The 17,622-nt window shown below is 38.3% G+C and carries 11 protein-coding genes and 3 pseudogenes; 8 read left to right on the forward strand and 6 right to left on the reverse strand.

Annotated elements, in window-relative coordinates; genetic code table 11:
* Positions 1 to 803: 803 nt before the first annotated feature.
* Positions 804 to 1,457, reverse strand: a pseudogene (locus tag AFK68_RS32365) (PDZ domain-containing protein); the annotation flags it as partial.
* Positions 1,458 to 1,584: 127 nt separating this feature from the next.
* On the opposite strand from AFK68_RS32365, the gene AFK68_RS32370 reads away from it, so the two are divergent.
* On the forward strand, positions 1,585 to 2,571 hold the full coding sequence (locus AFK68_RS32370) for a hypothetical protein (protein ID WP_143438531.1): 987 nt from the start codon (positions 1,585 to 1,587) through the stop codon (positions 2,569 to 2,571).
* 48 nt (positions 2,572 to 2,619) lie between these two features.
* Positions 2,620 to 3,096, forward strand: a complete 477-nt coding sequence (locus AFK68_RS32375; protein WP_094678293.1) for an IS200/IS605 family accessory protein TnpB-related protein — start codon at positions 2,620 to 2,622, stop codon at positions 3,094 to 3,096.
* A 132-nt stretch (positions 3,097 to 3,228) separates the two neighbouring features.
* Here AFK68_RS32375 and AFK68_RS40510 read toward each other — a convergent pair whose 3' ends face one another.
* Positions 3,229 to 3,381: a hypothetical protein gene (locus AFK68_RS40510; RefSeq protein WP_210407738.1), complete on the reverse strand. Its 153-nt coding sequence runs from the start codon at positions 3,379 to 3,381 to the stop codon at positions 3,229 to 3,231.
* A gap of 704 nt (positions 3,382 to 4,085) precedes the next feature.
* On the opposite strand from AFK68_RS40510, the gene AFK68_RS32380 reads away from it, so the two are divergent.
* Positions 4,086 to 4,787 carry a choice-of-anchor K domain-containing protein gene (locus AFK68_RS32380; protein WP_094678295.1) on the forward strand — a complete coding sequence of 234 codons (702 nt, stop codon included), beginning with the start codon at positions 4,086 to 4,088 and terminating at the stop codon, positions 4,785 to 4,787.
* Between the two features lie 195 nt (positions 4,788 to 4,982).
* Entirely contained in the window at positions 4,983 to 5,108 is a 126-nt protein-coding gene (locus AFK68_RS43755; RefSeq protein WP_256386703.1) for a hypothetical protein, read from the forward strand.
* Positions 5,109 to 5,963: 855 nt separating this feature from the next.
* Here AFK68_RS43755 and AFK68_RS32390 read toward each other — a convergent pair.
* From AFK68_RS32390 to AFK68_RS32405, 4 genes and pseudogenes are all read right to left on the reverse strand, one after another.
* The coding region (locus AFK68_RS32390; protein ID WP_143438533.1) for a class I SAM-dependent methyltransferase at positions 5,964 to 6,391 on the reverse strand (428 nt) is incomplete at its 5' end.
* A 1-nt stretch (position 6,392) separates the two neighbouring features.
* Positions 6,393 to 7,057, reverse strand: a pseudogene (locus AFK68_RS47335) (class I SAM-dependent methyltransferase); the annotation flags it as partial.
* A 430-nt stretch (positions 7,058 to 7,487) separates the two neighbouring features.
* On the reverse strand, positions 7,488 to 8,744 hold a 1,257-nt coding region (locus tag AFK68_RS32400), incomplete at its 5' end, for an EF-Tu/IF-2/RF-3 family GTPase (protein ID WP_143438534.1).
* A gap of 1 nt (position 8,745) precedes the next feature.
* A pseudogene (locus AFK68_RS32405) lies at positions 8,746 to 9,487 on the reverse strand (GTP-binding protein); the annotation flags it as partial.
* A 270-nt stretch (positions 9,488 to 9,757) separates the two neighbouring features.
* Between AFK68_RS32405 and AFK68_RS32410 the strand changes: the two are divergent.
* The 4 genes from AFK68_RS32410 (at position 9,758) to AFK68_RS32425 (ending at position 14,290) form a co-directional block, all read left to right on the forward strand.
* The gene (locus AFK68_RS32410) at positions 9,758 to 10,171 is read left to right on the forward strand and encodes a SufE family protein (RefSeq protein ID WP_094678299.1); all 414 of its coding nucleotides are present in this window, start codon (positions 9,758 to 9,760) and stop codon (positions 10,169 to 10,171) included.
* Between the two features lie 1,241 nt (positions 10,172 to 11,412).
* Positions 11,413 to 11,715, forward strand: a complete 303-nt coding sequence (locus AFK68_RS32415) for a DNA-binding transcriptional regulator (protein ID WP_094678307.1) — start codon at positions 11,413 to 11,415, stop codon at positions 11,713 to 11,715.
* Between the two features lie 488 nt (positions 11,716 to 12,203).
* Positions 12,204 to 13,067: a D-alanyl-D-alanine carboxypeptidase family protein gene (locus AFK68_RS32420; RefSeq protein ID WP_210407739.1), complete on the forward strand. Its 864-nt coding sequence runs from the start codon at positions 12,204 to 12,206 to the stop codon at positions 13,065 to 13,067.
* A 533-nt stretch (positions 13,068 to 13,600) separates the two neighbouring features.
* Positions 13,601 to 14,290, forward strand: coding sequence for an ATP-dependent Zn protease (locus AFK68_RS32425; protein ID WP_094678301.1), 690 nt, complete (start codon positions 13,601 to 13,603; stop codon positions 14,288 to 14,290).
* The last annotated feature ends 3,332 nt before the right edge of the window (positions 14,291 to 17,622 follow it).

A 17,622-nucleotide genomic window follows, 5' to 3' on the forward strand; every position in this document is an offset into this window, starting at 1 on the left:
CTTTGATGAAGGTTAATTTACTATTAATATATCTGGTAGAAAATTCTATAAAAATAGTAATTTTTGATAATTAAAACATTAAAAAAAAATCATTAATCAAGTAGAAAACCAAAAATATAAGAAAGATTGTAGACCCTCTATTAGGTAGGTCTAAATTAAAGGTTAAAAAAATTGTAGGGTCAGGTTTAACCTACTTTGGAGGTAGATTAGCAATTTATATTATGTCCGGTAGAACACTTATAATTAGGTTCGTAGTTTTGCTCTAGNCCGAAAACTATTAGGTAGGTCTAAATTAAAGGTTAAAAAAATTGTAGGGTCAGGTTTAACCTACTTTGGAGGTAGATTAGCAATTTATATTATGTCCGGTAGAACACTTATAATTAGGTTCGTAGTTTTGCTCTAGCCCAAACATAAATTGTGGGCTAGAGCAAAACTACAAACAAAAAGTTAGTCTATCAACCAAAAGCTTTGGCAGTACGGGGCGAGTTTATCTCATTCTGGCAAACTACCTTGAATACAGTAATACTTCCAAATTTCTAATACATTTAGCAGAAGTAAGCAAATTACTAAATTCTTATGGGTAGTCCTGCATTGTAATGGTGAAGATATATATTTTTTAATTTCTTCTCACGCTCCCGCACTCCCCACACTCCCCACACTCCCCACACTCTATCTACCATTACTATGCACCACCACCTTCTTATGTTGCTGCAATTGAACAACGCAGATAATCTCCTAACTCCTAACTCCTAACTCCTAACTCCTGACTCCTACCCTTACCCATAAGACTTTTTCAGCAAAACCTAACTTGCATCCTGTAACTCCCCTGGACTCACAGAAAATGTTTGAGTTTCTGAAGCACGTTTGACCGTAATTTTTAGAGGTTTACCAATTTCACTTTCCTGAACTATATTCTGTAATTCTTCAGCAGTGGTAATTTTTTGACCATCAATTTCTGTAATCACATCCCCACGTCGTAAACCGCCTTTAGCTGCTGGACTACTAGGAATTACCTGTGCTATTAAAACACCTCCAGTGTCAGGAAGTTGTATTAAGGAATTAGGATTTTTATTAAATCTTTGAATGATTTCTGGAGTCAAAGTAATCATCCGCACTCCAATGTAAGGACGAGGTATACTTTCACCTTTAGCTAACTTTTCTTGAATCACTTTTGCTTCATCTATAGGTATGGCAAACCCAATACCTTGCCCATCAGCACGAATAGCTGTATTAATGCCAATCACTTCTCCCTGAGAATTTAACAACGGACCCCCAGAATTACCGGGGTTAATGGCAGCATCAGTTTGAATAAAATCCAGGCGTTTATCAGGAATACCAACTTCCGAACTGGCGCGGTTGAGGGAACTCACAATACCCAAAGTGACTGTATTATCTAATCCCAGGGGGTTTCCGACAGCGATCGCCCAATCTCCAACTTTTACTTCACCAGAATTTCCTCTGTTTTTCATGTCGAATATATGGCTCTAGACACTATGCAAAAGAAAAAGTCAAAGCTATAGCAAATATTGTTCACATTCCTAGACAAACCATGCTAACCTTGAGTAAAGTAATTCAATGTTAGTAATGGCCAAATCTCACGGTTCCTTGAGAGGGATAGAAACAAAAATTGAATACCATCCTATATTTGAAGAACTGGGAGCATTGTATGAATCCTGGAAACGGTCTGCCCTCAACTGGATGCAAGCTGAGAAGTTGTCAGAATCAGAAGTAGAAAAGCGTCTAATGAAGCAGTTTAATCTTCAGTGGGCATGGGCTGATTCAATTGCTACTGAAGCGACTCAATGTTTAAACCAATTAAAAACAGCTAAGAACAACTATATCTCTAAATTAGAGTTACAAATCCAAGCTAAAACAACTGCTACAAAAAAACTCATCACTAAACTAGAAAAAACTTTAAAATTAGCAAGGAAAAAAGGTTTCCCAAATATACAGGCTCGAAATAAATTTCAGAATCAGTTGTTAGGCTTAAAAAGCAAAATTCATAAAATAGCCAGCCTGAAACGAAAATTAAAGGAGTTAAAAAATACAGAACGTTTACATATTTGTTTTTGCTCTCGGAAATTATTTAACGCTCAACATAATTTAGCAGAAAACGGATATAAAACCCTAGATGAATGGGGTGTTGATTGGAGAAAAAAACGATCTGGCAGGTTTTTCTGTGTGGGAAAATCTCAACCAGGCGGTGGAACTATGATGAAAGTTTTCCCATTAGAAGAAGATGACAAATATCAACTAGAGATTCAACTACCTAGACCATTACAGGGTAAATATAGTCAGAAAATACAGTTAGAATTTTCTGTTTTAGATAGAGTAGGTAGATATAGAAGCTCAGATTTAGATTATGCCATAAATAGTTTGAAGCCCATTACAATTCAAGTTTTTCGTAGGGAACATAAACAAGACAATTGGTATATACATCTTTCTACTTATGTACAAGAAATTCCAGTAGTTCATACTAGAAAAAATGGTTGTATAGGTATTGATTTTAATGCTGAGTCGATTTCAATGACTTATGTGAAGTGGGATGGCAACATTGAATATTTAAAATAAATCCCGTATAAATGGAAAAATCAAACTACAGGACAACGGCAAGCATCCATGAGAAATAGTGTTTCTCAAATTGTCGAATTAGCAGAATTTTTTGAATGCGCTATTGCCATTGAGTCTCTAGATTTTAGTAAGAAAAAGGCTAAAATGAGTGGATATTGTAAAGTTTATAATGAAATGCTTTCTAATTTATCTACTGGAATGTTTAGAGAAGCTTTAGCATCGTGTTGTAGAAGATTTGGAGTTGAATTAATTAAAGTAAATCCAGCTTTTACCAGCTTGATAGGAATGATTAATTATATGGGTAAATACGGCCTAAACAGTGGCACTGCTGCTGCTTTAGTGATTGGTCGTAGAGCCTTAAACTTATCAGAAAAAATCCCCAAATGTTTGTTGAGACCGGAGGATGTCAACAAACATGATTGGAGTCATTGGCGACGAGTTGCTAGTTTTATTAAACTACATCGTATCCGGAGGACTCAACTTTTTCAATGGAGGAAAGCCCGCTTAGGGAATCCTAACCCATAGTTTGTGGGCGGAACATGAACTTTCACAGCAAGTACACATTGAAACGGGTGAGCCACAAAATCATTTGCACTCACCGATGGCAAATGTCTAGCGCGTGTCTAGTTTTCAAGAAGGTGAAATTGTCATGGTGTACTATAATGACTTATTTTTGATATGGTGATAAATAAAATTATAAACATTGAGGAAAAGCCAAGCCTTAACGAAGTCAGAAGTTAGTAGGGGCGAATGGCCATTCGCCCCTACAGATAGGGCAGTCGTCGGATTGGCGACGTATGTTTTTGTCACGGGGATGTGAGCAACTCTCCAAAAACATTTCACCTTAAAAGGCGAAGTTGCGCGACCCAATTTTTTTGATAAATTTACAGCGGTTGTCAAAAAAGTAGACTACAGTAGGGACGTTCCATAGAACCTCCCTACAAGGTTTTGATTATGAAGATGTGGTTCATCAATCTGAAAAGCGCTATAAAGTCCTTGGCTAATAGCTGCGGAACCTGGCCTTATACGATGGTGGCGATTTAGTAAGGCCAGGTTCAGTCCAATCCTTAATGAAAACTCCCATTCCAATTGTTGCCAGCCCTTTATTCATGCACCTTTTTAAGTATTTAATAAGTAGTTTTTGTTAACTGATAGCACTAAATACTGAGGATATTTACGGAGAGTACCTCAATTGATGAAGATTTGATGAAGTTGGCGAAATGCTCTTGACACTAGGGGTGGGAGCATTTAAGATTATATTCAGTTAACTTTTTCATCAATCGATCATCTACGAGTGGGAGGATGACAAACGTCTCTTCCTGGAAATACCATAAGAAGTAAGGATGTTGGTGATTTTGGCTATGATTGTGCTTTGATAGGCATAGCCTAACTATTAACTGAAAAGCATTTTATATTTTGCTAAATTTAGGTTTGATAGCTAGATTTACCAACGCCGAAGTAAGATATTGAGATCATCAACTGATGAAAACAAAAAATTAGGAGAATAGTTGACAATGAACAGAACTAAATTTTTACCAACCTTAATAGCAACTACTACAATGTTCTTTGCAACAACAGGAAAGGTTGAAGCTATTACTTTTGCTGGAACAACATCTGGTTCATGGGGTCTACCTGCTGTATCTACTGGTATCGAATCTCTCTCAAATCAAAACGGTGGCACAAACAACAGACTAACTTGGGGAATTCCTGCAGCTTGGTCTTTCAAAAATTATGTTCAGTATGACGGTTTAGGTTTCAGCACGGATGTAAATACTTTATTTGCTGTTGGTGATTTAACCTATCGTAATGGTGCTACTTTCTATGGTTTTAATGGAGACTTTCCTCTAGAAATTGAATTGTCTTTTACTAATTCTTTCAACAATGCAGAAAGCTTAAACTACACCTTCAATATTTTCAATACTCCTAATATTTATAACGACCCAGTTTTAGATGGAGATATACTTACTTTTACCGCTAATGATCTGACGAATGATACTTTTAATTTTGGTGGAGTAGATTACACCTTGAAATTAGCTGGTTTTTCTAGTGACGGTGGTAATACTTTTCTCAGTGAGTTTAACTCCCCAGAAAATTCAACAGCAGAGGCAACATTATATGCTGAGATTATCAAAGTTGATGTTCCCGAACCCACAACAATAGCTGGTTTAGGTTTACTAGGTGTATTTATAATAGGTTCATTGAAGAAAAAGAGTTAATAGTAGGTTTCAGGTAAATGGTAAACAACTGGGATCGGAGGAGAGGTCTCATTGACTCAAAATTCCCCACCCTACATGTACTATATTTTCCTGCAAAGTAACCCAATGATAATTAACAAATCAAGAAATAATTTTGATTAACTAGCGTCCTGCAATTCGCCACGGCTAGAAAATGTTTGAGTTTCTGAACCACGTTTGACCGTAATTTTGATCCGTTATATTCATGCCAACCCCAAGGCAGCAGGGATGAGAGAAGGCTTTTTCTACGACTTCAGTAACTATGGTACTTCTGAAAAACTAACCACGGATGCCATTGAGTAATGCCATCCAGCTTTTTTTGAGTTGGGTTCATCCCTAGAAGAATGCGCCGACAAATACAAAGGTTTCTCTCGCCGTTATACACCTAGGAAAAAACCAACCAAGAAAAGCGACTGGGGTAAAAGAATATTGAGAGGGATATTAAGCAAAGTTCCTAAAACAAAAGTATCCCCCGGACAAATACCGTTACCATTTTTGATAGAAAAAATTGTCTTGATAGAAATTCCAGCAATAGCTGAGACAGCGATACATTTTATTAAAGCGAACCGTTTTCCCTATATNTTTTTGATAGAAAAAATTGTCTTGATAGAAATTCCAGCAATAGCTGAGACAGCGATACATTTTATTAAAGCGAACCGTTTTCCCTATATTGGTGTGGGTTAGTAGGGGCGGTTTTTTTCAGTTCATATATTATCAGTGTGATTTGTAGGGGCGGGTTTATTTCATTTTGTTGAATTCCTATTAACATTCTAGGGGAACCCGCCCCTACGTCAACCGAATGTATGAAAAATTTGTAGAGGCGGGTTTCACTAAAAATCTTGTGATAATTGATTGATTCACCAAAACTCCCCCGCTTTCAACCTGATATTGGGTAATGCTGATATTGATAACTACGCGGAATGGGGGCGGGTTTATCTAATCAAATGTGAAAACTCATTAATTTAACAGGGAAACCCGCCCCTACTATTTCAACATTTTAGGTGTCTCACGCGACTACAAGTTTGGCTATAACTATCAGCCCAAAAATTCGATATTTTTATAACCTGAAATGGTGCGTTACGACGGATTCCTAAATACCTTTCACAGTCTAAATTTTAGCCGTATAACGCACCCTACGGGAGAGTTTAAACTCGTAAATTAGTTGGGTTTTTCTCCAACACGAGTCCAAGCAGGATAGGCAAACTGATACGCCTTAATGTTGACAAAACCCGCTTCTTGCAGTAACTTATCTGGATTAACTTTTAACCATTGCTCTTTATAGGGTTCAAAAAAGCCTCTATATGAGTGCAAGTCTCCAGGGAGCGTATCTGTTACAACTAAACGACCGCCTGGAGAAAGAATTCGCCAGCATTCTGCTAGAATAATTTGCTTAATTTCATCAGGACATTCATGGAGAAGATAAGTCATATTGAGAGCATCAACTGAATTATCTGGCAGTTCAGTTTTTTCCACTAAACCATGTTTCCAATGTAAATTGGGAATATCCTTGTGGTATCGGCGACCAACTACAATCATAAACGGAGAAGCATCCCATGCTGTTACTGTCGCAGAAGGGAGATAACGAGNAGAATAATTTGCTTAATTTCATCAGGACATTCATGGAGAAGATAAGTCATATTGAGAGCATCAACTGAATTATCTGGCAGTTCAGTTTTTTCCACTAAACCATGTTTCCAATGTAAATTGGGAATATCCTTGTGGTATCGGCGACCAACTACAATCATAAACGGAGAAGCATCCCATGCTGTTACTGTCGCAGAAGGGAGATAACGAGCAATAGCTGCTGCATCGTCTCCAATACCTGCTCCCAAGTCTAAAATGTGGCGAGCATCTTCAGGAAATAATTTGGCGATTTCGTCTCTGACTCCGAGCGATTTTCGTGGATGAGCATTTTCTAAAATCGCCTCCATTGCTACTCGATTACCAACTGCTGCAGTTTTTGACAAGTATCCTCCCAAAACACTATGAAAAGGCTGAAGATAGTATTGAGGATATTCAATTGGTTCAAAAGTAGATAATTCTGATTCCCAATCAATTTCGTCTAAATTTGGTGCTTCTTGAAACTGCATCCTTGTCATAACTCGCATCATGGCATCCTTGGGTCCAGAAGAGTATAATTCTGTTTTAATCTGTTTTCTCTGTGTTTCCAAGTCTAGAGTTTTCCAAGCAGGGTCAGGTTGTGATGCCAAATTGCTGAGAATTTGATTTATAGTAGTTGCTGCAATTTCCATGATTTTTTTCTTGTTATAAGTTTTTGAGCTGAACTTTTATTATTGTAAGACTTTCCAGAAAACATTCCTAGAATATTTTGCCAGTTTCAGGTATCAAGTCGAGTACTCTAGTAGTGGACCGACACAGCTAAAAATTTGCATTAGGGAATAGGGTAGGAACGTTGAATGCAACGTCCGTAGGGGAGAAAGATTGTTGAATTTTGCTATAACTATCAGATACAGCTATTTCAGTCTAGTAGGGTGCGTTAGGCGCTTACTAAAAACTACGGTTGAACTGCAAATATTATGTTGCACCGTAACGCACCGTTGAACCAACACATCTAAAATGGTGCGTTACGACGGATTGCTAAATACTTTTCATAGTCTAAAATTTAGCCGTCTAACGCACCCTACAAATTTTACTAAAAGCTGAACAAAGACAACTCTTGATTTATCGCTTCACCAATTTCTTACTCAACTTCCGCAACCGAACCGACTCCGGTGTAATTTCCACCAACTCATCAGGTCCGATATATTCCAACGCCCGCTCCAAACTCATATCCACAGGCGTTTGCAACTGCACCAATTCATCCCCAGTTGCAGAACGATGGTTTGTCAACTGCTTAGTTTTGCAAACATTCAAATCTAAATCTTGAGGGCGGTTATGCTCTCCCACAATCATACCTTTATACACCTTCGTACCAGGAGTAATAAAGAATACTCCACGATCTTCAGCATTTTTCAACGCATAAAAAGTCGCCACACCTTCCTCAAAAACAATAATCACCCCATTGCGTCGAGCTTCAATTTCACCAACCAACGGACGATAATCTAAGAAACTGTGGTTCATAATACCTTCCCCACGGGTAAGACGCATAAAGTCACCCCGGAAACCAATCAAACCACGAGCAGGAACAGAAAATTCTAATTGAGTCCGACCATTTGTACCCACTTGCATATTCTGCATTTCGCCTTTGCGCTGACCTATTCTTTCGATGCAACCACCGACCGCATCTTCGGGAACATCCATAACTAATAGTTCAAAAGGTTCGCATGGTTGACCGCTGACTTCTCGGTAAATAACTTGAGGTTGCGCAACCTGAAACTCATAACCTTCTCGGCGCATAGTTTCAATCAAAATACCCAAGTGCAGTTCCCCACGACCGGAAACAGAGAACTTTTCTGGAGAGTCAGTTTCTTCTACTCGTAATGCAACGTTAGTTTCTAATTCTCGCATCAGGCGATCGCGCACTTGTCGAGAAGTTACAAATTTTCCTTCTTGACCTGCAAATGGAGAGTCATTTACAGAGAAAGTCATTTGTAGAGTAGGTTCATCTACTTTAATCAAAGGTAGAGCTTGAGGTTCGTTAGGACAAGTAATAGTTTCACCAATATTAGCATCACTAAAACCAGCAACTGCCACAAGATTACCAGCAGCAGCTTCTTGAATCTCAATGCGTGCCAAACCTTCAAATCCCATTAACTTTGAGATTTTTGATTTGACAATTGTGCCATCTTCTTTTACAATAGCCGCAGGTTGACCAGCTTTAATCACACCGTTGTGGATACGACCTACAACTATTCTACCCAAATATTCTGAATAGTCGAGAGTCGTCACCTGCAACTGCAAAGGTTTTTCAGGGTCTCCCACTGGAGGAGGAACATGGTCTAAAATAGAATCGAATAAACACTGCATATCTTGTGACTCNTGACAATTGTGCCATCTTCTTTTACAATAGCCGCAGGTTGACCAGCTTTAATCACACCGTTGTGGATACGACCTACAACTATTCTACCCAAATATTCTGAATAGTCGAGAGTCGTCACCTGCAACTGCAAAGGTTTTTCAGGGTCTCCCACTGGAGGAGGAACATGGTCTAAAATAGAATCGAATAAACACTGCATATCTTGTGACTCTGTTTCCAGGTCTTTTTTGGCGTAACCTGCTAAACCAGAGGCAAATAGATAAGGAAAGTCACATTGGTCATCATCTGCACCCAGCTCAATAAATAAGTCGAGAACTTTATCAACAGCACTATGGGGGTTAGCTCGGGGACGGTCAATTTTGTTGACAATAACAATGGGCCTTAAACCTTTTTCTAAGGCTTTTTTGAGGACGAAGCGAGTTTGTGGCATTGGGCCTTCGTTGGCATCCACAATTAGTAAACAACCGTCCACCATACCGAGGACTCGTTCTACTTCTCCACCAAAATCAGCGTGACCAGGGGTATCAACGATATTAATCAGAGTATCTCTGTATTTAACGGCAGTATTTTTAGAGAGAATTGTAATTCCACGTTCCCGTTCTAGGTCGTTGGAGTCCATGACACAATCAGGAATTTCTTCCCCTTCCCGGAAGATACCTGATTGTTTGAGGAGCGAGTCAACTAGAGTGGTTTTGCCATGGTCAACGTGGGCGATGATGGCTACGTTGCGAATAGGAAGAGACATAAGAAGTTTTTATTACAGATATTACTGTTAAGTTTCTTTAACTATTGTAGCCGATCCAGGGACTAATAGTTAGAAGTCAAAAGTCAAAAGTCAAAAGTCAAAAGTTAAACAAGAAACCGGGTTTATTGCCCTGATCGTTGTTTTTCACGAAATTTTGTCGATCAACCTGGTTTCTGCGTAAGTCCTATGAATGTGCTACAATTCCCGGAGTAAATATGTTTTGCTTGTTCCCAATTCTCAATTCCTAATTCTAAATTCTAAATTCCCTCTATGTCTTTACCATCCTCATTAGAACGTATTGTTAAAAAATTTCAACGGGCATCTTCTAATAAGTTACGCTATGAACAATTACTTTGGTATGCTAAAAAGTTACCTGATTTTCCCGAAGCAGAAAAGATACCAGAAAATAAAGTTTATGGTTGTCAATCTCAGGTATATATTACTGCGAACTTAGATGATGGAAAAGTTTGTTATCAAGGAGATTCTGATGCTCAGTTAGTTAAGGGATTGGTTGCTTTCTTAATTGAGGGTTTGAATGGATTAACACCTCAAGAAATTTCCCAAGTAACTCCAGATTTTATTCAAGAAACAGGTTTAAAAGCAAGCTTGACTCCTTCTCGCGCTAATGGTTTTTACAATATTTTTCAACTGATGAAAACTAAAGCTAATTCATACTCAAAATAATCCATAAAGTTATACTATTTAACTTAAAAAATATTATAAAAATTTTTATACATATTCTGTAAAATAATCGTTTTAAATTAGTGTCAGTAAGATTTTTAACTTCCCTGGCGGGAAGTCCCGCGCTCTCCCGCAGGGGAGCGTCGGGATGAAAGCCAGGGCCAAGATTCGGATACCTCCACAAGCTAAACGTTCATAAGCCGCAAGACATGCTAGGTACATTTTGTTATTGTAAGCGCCATCACAGGGGGAGGACATCACCTCTGTTAAAACAGCGGTCAGTTTTTACTGACTGAAGAATCCCGCTTTGTCGCGTAAGCGCAACGTCGGGAGTATGTCAAGCTTGTACAATCTCAATCCATGACTTTTGACTTCCATAAAACGGTATTAGTATGATCTGTTGATTGAAGCCAAAAATTGACTTTTGTTGAGATTTGTGCTGTGAAAACACCTAATCTTAATATGTGAGAGTAAAGTTAACCCGAAATCTCAAGACCATCTGAGGTTATGGGTTTTTTTTTATGGCCACAAGTATAAAATTAGGGATTCAAGAAGGTGGTAGGTTTGGGGCAGTAAATTTTTCTATCCTAAAATATTAGTCAGAATTATTGAATATACTTATTGAAAATCAAGATAACCCAGATGATTGCCTGAGATATCTCTTGATTACTATCCTGTTGGATCTTGAGAAATTTTCCCCCAAATTAGTGGCTTTGGTTGTATATTTTATTTTTTTGGAAGAATAATATTAAAGTGTAAGTGGTCTCTCGGAGACTTTTATGAAGATTTGATGAAGATTTGATAGAAGTTTGATGAAGATTTGATGAAAATGTGAGAAAAAATTGTTTTTTGTCTTGCAATTTCCCACAACCTCAAAATAAGATATAAGCATATTCAGCAAATTTTATTAGGTGCTATCTTAAAGTCATGGTAAAAAATACTTTGTTCGTTCCTGCTGCCACTATCGCTACCAAAGCGTATTCACTACAACCGACTGAACTGGTAGAGCTAAAATGGTATAATCAGCATTTTGAGGCGTTTCATTTCACAACAAATAATAATCTAATCTACTAATACCCAAAAGGTTAGGAGCGTAGCGACAATAATTTAGTCTTTTTTTAAAAAAACCTAGACAATTCTATTTTAAGGAGTTTAAAATGAAGGTGCTTAATTTAAATACCGAATCAGTTTTCAAAAAAACTTATATTTTAGATCAGATGATTGGCGGAGGAAATATAAAAAGTATGGACATGGAAGCCCTGAGAGAACGTGCGGGGCTTACCCGTGCTGAAGTAGCAGAGCGACTAGGTATCAGCGAAACCAGTGTTCGTAACTGGGAGACGGGGCGTACAGAACCAACAATGACTCCCCAAAAGTACCTGGAAATTCTGGATATTTTAAAATGCACTCCAGAAGAATTAGCTGTGGCTAGTGATAAGTCTATTAGTCAACGCCACAAGCGTAAACCAGGTAGACCAAGAAAAGTTATACACAATAATAATGGACTAAATGAGGTAGAAAGGACAGAATCGGTAACTGGCCATTAAACATTTGCCGACCAACAACATTGGCAAAACAAACTTTACTCCAGAAAGCGATAGATTAGAAAGTAGTATTAATTTAGCTTTGGCCGTCAGTTAGCTCTCTGGTCCCCATTCCGCATATTCGCCAGCGTTACAAAGCAAACGACTATGACACTCTGTGGACTCGATAGCGCCGACGACCCGGTCGAAGCAGGAATAGAAAACAGGGCGTTGGTAATTGGTAAGATGATTTTCTACTAGGGGTAATACCCATCACTTACTCTGGTTAGATATTTAGAGGTATCAGAAACAGATTACTCTTAAAGTTTAATCTCTTGATTTACCAAGGCCGAAAACAGACACATAATTTTATGTTTTACTGATTATTGTAGGTCTGTGAGAACGTCAACCATTCTCCTGCCCCATCAGGGATACTGTGAGTAAAGCTGTGGCTGGCGTTTTTCAAACTGTTCCTGAAGCAAAGAGGCTTTCAAACTACCGAGGAGTTTTAGGTGAAAATTTTGAATAAGCTGGGTCTATTTAAAAAAACACCAGATGAGGCAAAATTGCCAGTAGATGATATTCCTGAAGCTGTAAGAGATGAATACGAAGGTGCAAAACAGGAGCCTTTTCAGCCTCAGAAAAAATGGCAGGTTTGGCAATTATTACTGATAGGGGCGATCGCTCTAATAATTAGTATTGGTTTGCACTTCCAATTTAACCAAACTACAGACAATTCTTCTGTCGCCCAAATGAAACAAAATATTGGAACAAAAGTAGTCGAACCATCTCCAACTCCTATAGAAATACCTTTACCCTCACCGTCTCCTACTCCTTCCATTCAGCAGAAAGAAAATATACTAGGACATTTGCCCTATCAAGAAGCATCTTGGCAAGAATTGACACCAGTGTTTGGCAACCAAAATGTCAAACTACGTTCAAATGCGGCAGAAAAATTTAATGCCATGTCAGATGCAGCTTGGTCTGCAAATATTAATTTGGTTCCTCTTTCGGGGTTTAGAACTTTGGCAGATCAAGAGTATTTATTTTTTGAGGTAAAAGCAGAGCGGGGACAGGTGACATCTAAAAGAGCTGAGGTGAGTGCGCCTCCCGGTTACAGCGAACATCATACAGGTTACGCTATTGATATTGGAGATGCTAGATCGCCAGGAAGTCACCTCCAAGTTAGTTTTGAAAATACTAGAGCGTTCCAGTGGTTACAAGAAAATGCTGGCAATTATGGTTTTGAGTTATCCTTTCCTAGAGATAATCCTCAAGGTATTAGTTATGAACCTTGGCATTGGCGCTTTGTAGGAGATGGTCATAGTTTAGATACTTTTGAGCAAGCTAGATCGCTTGAGGAAGATGAGGAGTAGGGGAGTCGGGGAGTCGGGGAGTAGGGGAGATTGAAGTATAGTATAGAGGTCATTTCAGTTATCAGTTATCATTTATTAGCTATCAGTTATTAGTTATCAGTGAACCTCCGACTAAAGTCGGAGGCTTGAAATACTGAGTTAAATATTTTTTCATCCCCTTAAAAGGGGAGGCTCATGCCCTCATTTTTTGGTAAAATTATTAATTATTAATGGCTTTGTTGCATGAAAGTATATAGCTGTCCCACAAGCAAGTGCATCTGTACAATAACAACGTGCGGAAGACTACTCTAACTATTGGACAATAGATGAATAGAACATCAATTTTGATATGGTAAAAGGCTGAAACTTTTGCCTGTAAAGGCTTTGAGGTTTAATTTCCCAACCATAACTATTGAACAATAGATGAATAGAACATCAATAATTGCGAAAGAGAGCGATATAGCTGCAGAATTGATTTTCTATCGCTAATTATGCAACAGAGCCATTATTAATTATTAATTATTAATTATTAATTATTGAACTATTCCCTAATTATGAAACAAACTTCACTTAATATTATTGCCATTGGTATTTTTGTTCTTACCATGTCTACTTTACTTGGACCGATATTTAATGTATCTCCACTTATACCAGCGATCGCTACTTTTTCTGTGTTGGTATTAGCAACTATAGATACTCTGGGATGGCAAGGTCAAGGAAGTATGATTATTGTAGATTTAGTTGAAGGAACATCTTCAGAAAGACGCGATCGGATTATTCGTCACGAAGCTGGACATTTTTTGGTGGCTTATTTATTGGAAATTCCTATTAGTGGGTATGCTCTGAGTGCATGGGAAGCATTTCGGCAAGGTCAGTCAGCTCAAGGAGGAGTTAGGTTTGATGACCAAAAGTTAGCTGCTCAGTTACAGAGAGGTGTGATTTCTAACCAACTTGTGGACCGATATTGTACTGTCTGGATGGCGGGTATTGCTGCAGAAGATTTAGTTTATGGTAATGCTGAGGGTGGAGCAGAGGATCGGGCGAACATTACAGCAGTTTTGACACAATTAAAACGTCCTGGAGAGTCTAAACTTAAACAAAGTTGGGCATCTTTGCAAGCTCGTAGTTTGATAGAAAATAATCAGTCTGCTTATGAAGCGTTAGTGAAGGTAATGACAGAAAGAGCGTCTGTTTCTGATTGTTATCAAGCTATTCAGGAGTATATTTCTGTTGATCAGAATTAATTTTACATCTGGTGGCATTGATGTAAATTAGATGTTGTAGGGGCGAATAGCCATTCGTCCCTACATGAGGGAAGAGAATTTAGAAAGATTGGGCAATGGTTGAAGACGGAACATTTTTTTATATCGAATTAAGCTATTGGTAGTGGACCGTTTCAGCTAAAATAGTGCGTTAGAATTGTCATTGCGAACGATAGTGAAGCAATNGGTAATGACAGAAAGAGCGTCTGTTTCTGATTGTTATCAAGCTATTCAGGAGTATATTTCTGTTGATCAGAATTAATTTTACATCTGGTGGCATTGATGTAAATTAGATGTTGTAGGGGCGAATAGCCATTCGTCCCTACATGAGGGAAGAGAATTTAGAAAGATTGGGCAATGGTTGAAGACGGAACATTTTTTTATATCGAATTAAGCTATTGGTAGTGGACCGTTTCAGCTAAAATAGTGCGTTAGAATTGTCATTGCGAACGATAGTGTTTGCGGAGCATTCCGTTAGGAAAGCAATCTCTGGTAGATTTCCTATTGCACCATTTAAGATGAAACAATCCAGTAGGGTGTGTTAGCGCCAGCGTAACGCACCAAGACTCTATATATAGTGCCTTTGCGTAAGTCCTAATTTTTTGATATCGAATTAAGTGGAGAGTGAGAACATTATATCATGTCCGGATAATCAGTGATAAAAAAGTATATGGTTTGTAGTATTGCTCTAGCCCGAACTGTAGAAATTATCAAGCCCTACTACAAGCTTTAATTATAACTATTCAACCGGACATGATATTAACTATTTACCAACACGAAATAAGACTGTAAAAGTATTATCAGTTATTGTGAGATTATTTCCAAAAGGATCTTGACCATAATCATATTCCTGATTTTGCCAGTTCCAAGATAGGGTCGGACTATTATATTTATTGTTTAGTCGCCAATTTAGACTCGCACCATAAACAGAGCGGTTAGATGTTTCATCAACTGGTGCAACATAACCAGACAAAGTAACAGTCTTGAGCGGACGAATACTAAACTCTAGCAATAACCTGTCTTCAAAAGAATTAGGGAGAATATCGCCAAAATAGTAGGTGACACCAAAAGAAGTAATTCCCCAATTCAAACGAGCATTAGCAGCAAGTTCGCTAGCAGGTGAATTATTCACAATATCCCCAATTTTAGTATCTCTATCTATAGCATAATTGAAGAATGTTGATAAGCTAAAATTAGCATTTTTACTAATACGAAATCTTTTAGCGACATTGCCAAAAAGTTGACNCGCCAAAATAGTAGGTGACACCAAAAGAAGTAATTCCCCAATTCAAACGAGCATTAGCAGCAAGTTCGCTAGCAGGTGAATTATTCACAATATCCCCAATTTTAGTATCTCTATCTATAGCATAATTGAAGAATGTTGATAAGCTAAAATTAGCATTTTTACTAATACGAAATCTTTTAGCGACATTGCCAAAAAGTTGACTGTAATAATCTCGGTCTGGATTAATATAACCAATTCCACCAACCCGAAAACTCCAACCGTTGAGCGTGTTTCTCGTATAGTCAGTACCCAGGTAAAGTTTGATTTCTTCAGAAGCAATGACACCAGTATAATAACGGAACAAATCTTCACCTCCAGTCCAATTTCCGGTAAAACTTAGATGAGGAGAATAACTGGTTTCTTCTCGATAAATACTTTCTCTGACAAAGTTAGCATCTTGTTGGAGAACGCTGAGATAAATTTGAGCATAAAAATTTTGTAGGTTGTTAGTAGAAAAAAAGTCTTCGTTGACTACAGACTCTAGGTCTACATTGCTGTCTGCTCCACCTTCTGCTCCTGCACTGGTGATCGCTAATTGCGGACCTGTGGGAGTATAGAATATGCGACCTTCGTTAATACTACGGTCAATAATAGGGGAAAGACCGAGCCAAATACTGTTATAATTTCCTCTGGGAACTTGACTTAAGCTAGTAACATCAGGTGTTAAACTTTTTGCTCTACCTATTCCAGCAGAATAAATGGTAAAACTACCGCTAGGTAAACGAGTATTGTTAGCTGCTAAAAATAAGTTGCGGTTAATACTAGAGTTGACAGGATTTTCACTGCCTTTTAAGTCGGGAATAACATCGGGTAAAAATTGCGCTGCTGCTTGAATAGTTGTATTTAATCCCCGGTTTTCATCATCAAAAAACAGGGTAAAACCACGAACTGTACGCCCGATAACTGCTTCTGTATCATTAGCTTTGACAACTTGACGAACTCGCGACATTGTGCTAGAAATCGTGTAGTCAGTTTTTTCTTCTCGTTCAATTTGGGTTTTTTGAGATTGGGTGTTTCCTGGAAAAGCTCCTGCATTGGGAAAATATAAATCCACCCCAATAGGTTGACTACTTGTTCCGCCTTGAAAACCGGGAAGCTGCATAAAAGCTAAGGTTTCTGGTTTAACAACATCTCCTACTTGAGAGGTTTGAAAGACGCGAGTCGGTACTAATACCTCTGGATCTATACTGTTGCGATCTATAACTAAACCAGGGGTATAGGTACATTGTTGGTCGTCGGGAGTACCAGGAAAAATACAAGGAGCTGTTAAACTTAGTTGCATTTCTTGCCCTATTAGTGTTTTGGGTTCAATTGTTGTGGTGGTAACTTTTCTCTCTAGAGGAACTGTTCGCAGTTGGAAATAAGTACCTTTTTGGTCTACGGTATAGATGTTATCGCGGGTTAAACTTTCCATAACTCGACCGTTAAGTTTGAGGATGCCGTTAATAAAAAAGTCGGTGTCCGCAGTATCGGCAAAACTTTCTAAAGCACTAACTTCCCATTTAGTTAGGTGACTAATAGGAATATCATTGAGGGGTAAACTTGTGGTTAGGGGGCTAATTTTTTCATCGGCAGCAATGCGTGGCGGAATAATATAATCTGGGTCTACGGGTGCGGGTTTGGGTGTGCGTTGGGTTGAATTCTTGGGCTTTTTGTTTAATGAGGGTGCTGTTGCCTTGTTTTGGGATGCTAGATTTTGTGATGGAGGTTGGAGGTCTGTTGCTGAGGTAGACCATTCGGGTTTTGATACAGGGGTAACTTCTGCTAATTGAGTTTGTGCTAAAATAGGAGTTGAATACGCTACGCTGAGGAACGTCAAACCAACTATAAAACTACGGTTGTATTTGTCGGCAAAAATTTTATTAGGGTTAGTGGGGTTAGTAGTAAATTTAGGGAAGTTAGCCATTTTTATTAGCGCCCCTAGCTCGGATAAAGTTGATTAATTAGTAGGGTGCGTTAGACGGCTAAAACTTAGACTGTGAAAAGTATTTAACAATTCGTCGTAACGCACCATTTTAGCGGTGTAGCT

Origin of the sequence: Hydrocoleum sp. CS-953, assembly GCF_002260545.1 — a bacterium.
In the GTDB taxonomy this organism is placed as follows: domain Bacteria; phylum Cyanobacteriota; class Cyanobacteriia; order Cyanobacteriales; family Microcoleaceae; genus Trichodesmium.

Bases quoted from the DNA above. Each gene is read 5' to 3' on its own strand.
- AFK68_RS32375 (WP_094678293.1), top strand. From the start codon at position 2,620: ATGAGAAATAGTGTTTCTCAAATTGTCGAATTAGCAGAATTTTTTGAA.
- AFK68_RS32410 (WP_094678299.1), top strand. From the start codon at position 9,758: ATGTCTTTACCATCCTCATTAGAACGTATTGTTAAAAAATTTCAACGG.
- AFK68_RS32425 (WP_094678301.1), top strand. From the start codon at position 13,601: ATGAAACAAACTTCACTTAATATTATTGCCATTGGTATTTTTGTTCTT.
- AFK68_RS32370 (WP_143438531.1), top strand. From the start codon at position 1,585: ATGGCCAAATCTCACGGTTCCTTGAGAGGGATAGAAACAAAAATTGAA.
- AFK68_RS32415 (WP_094678307.1), top strand. From the start codon at position 11,413: ATGGACATGGAAGCCCTGAGAGAACGTGCGGGGCTTACCCGTGCTGAA.
- AFK68_RS32380 (WP_094678295.1), top strand. From the start codon at position 4,086: ATGAACAGAACTAAATTTTTACCAACCTTAATAGCAACTACTACAATG.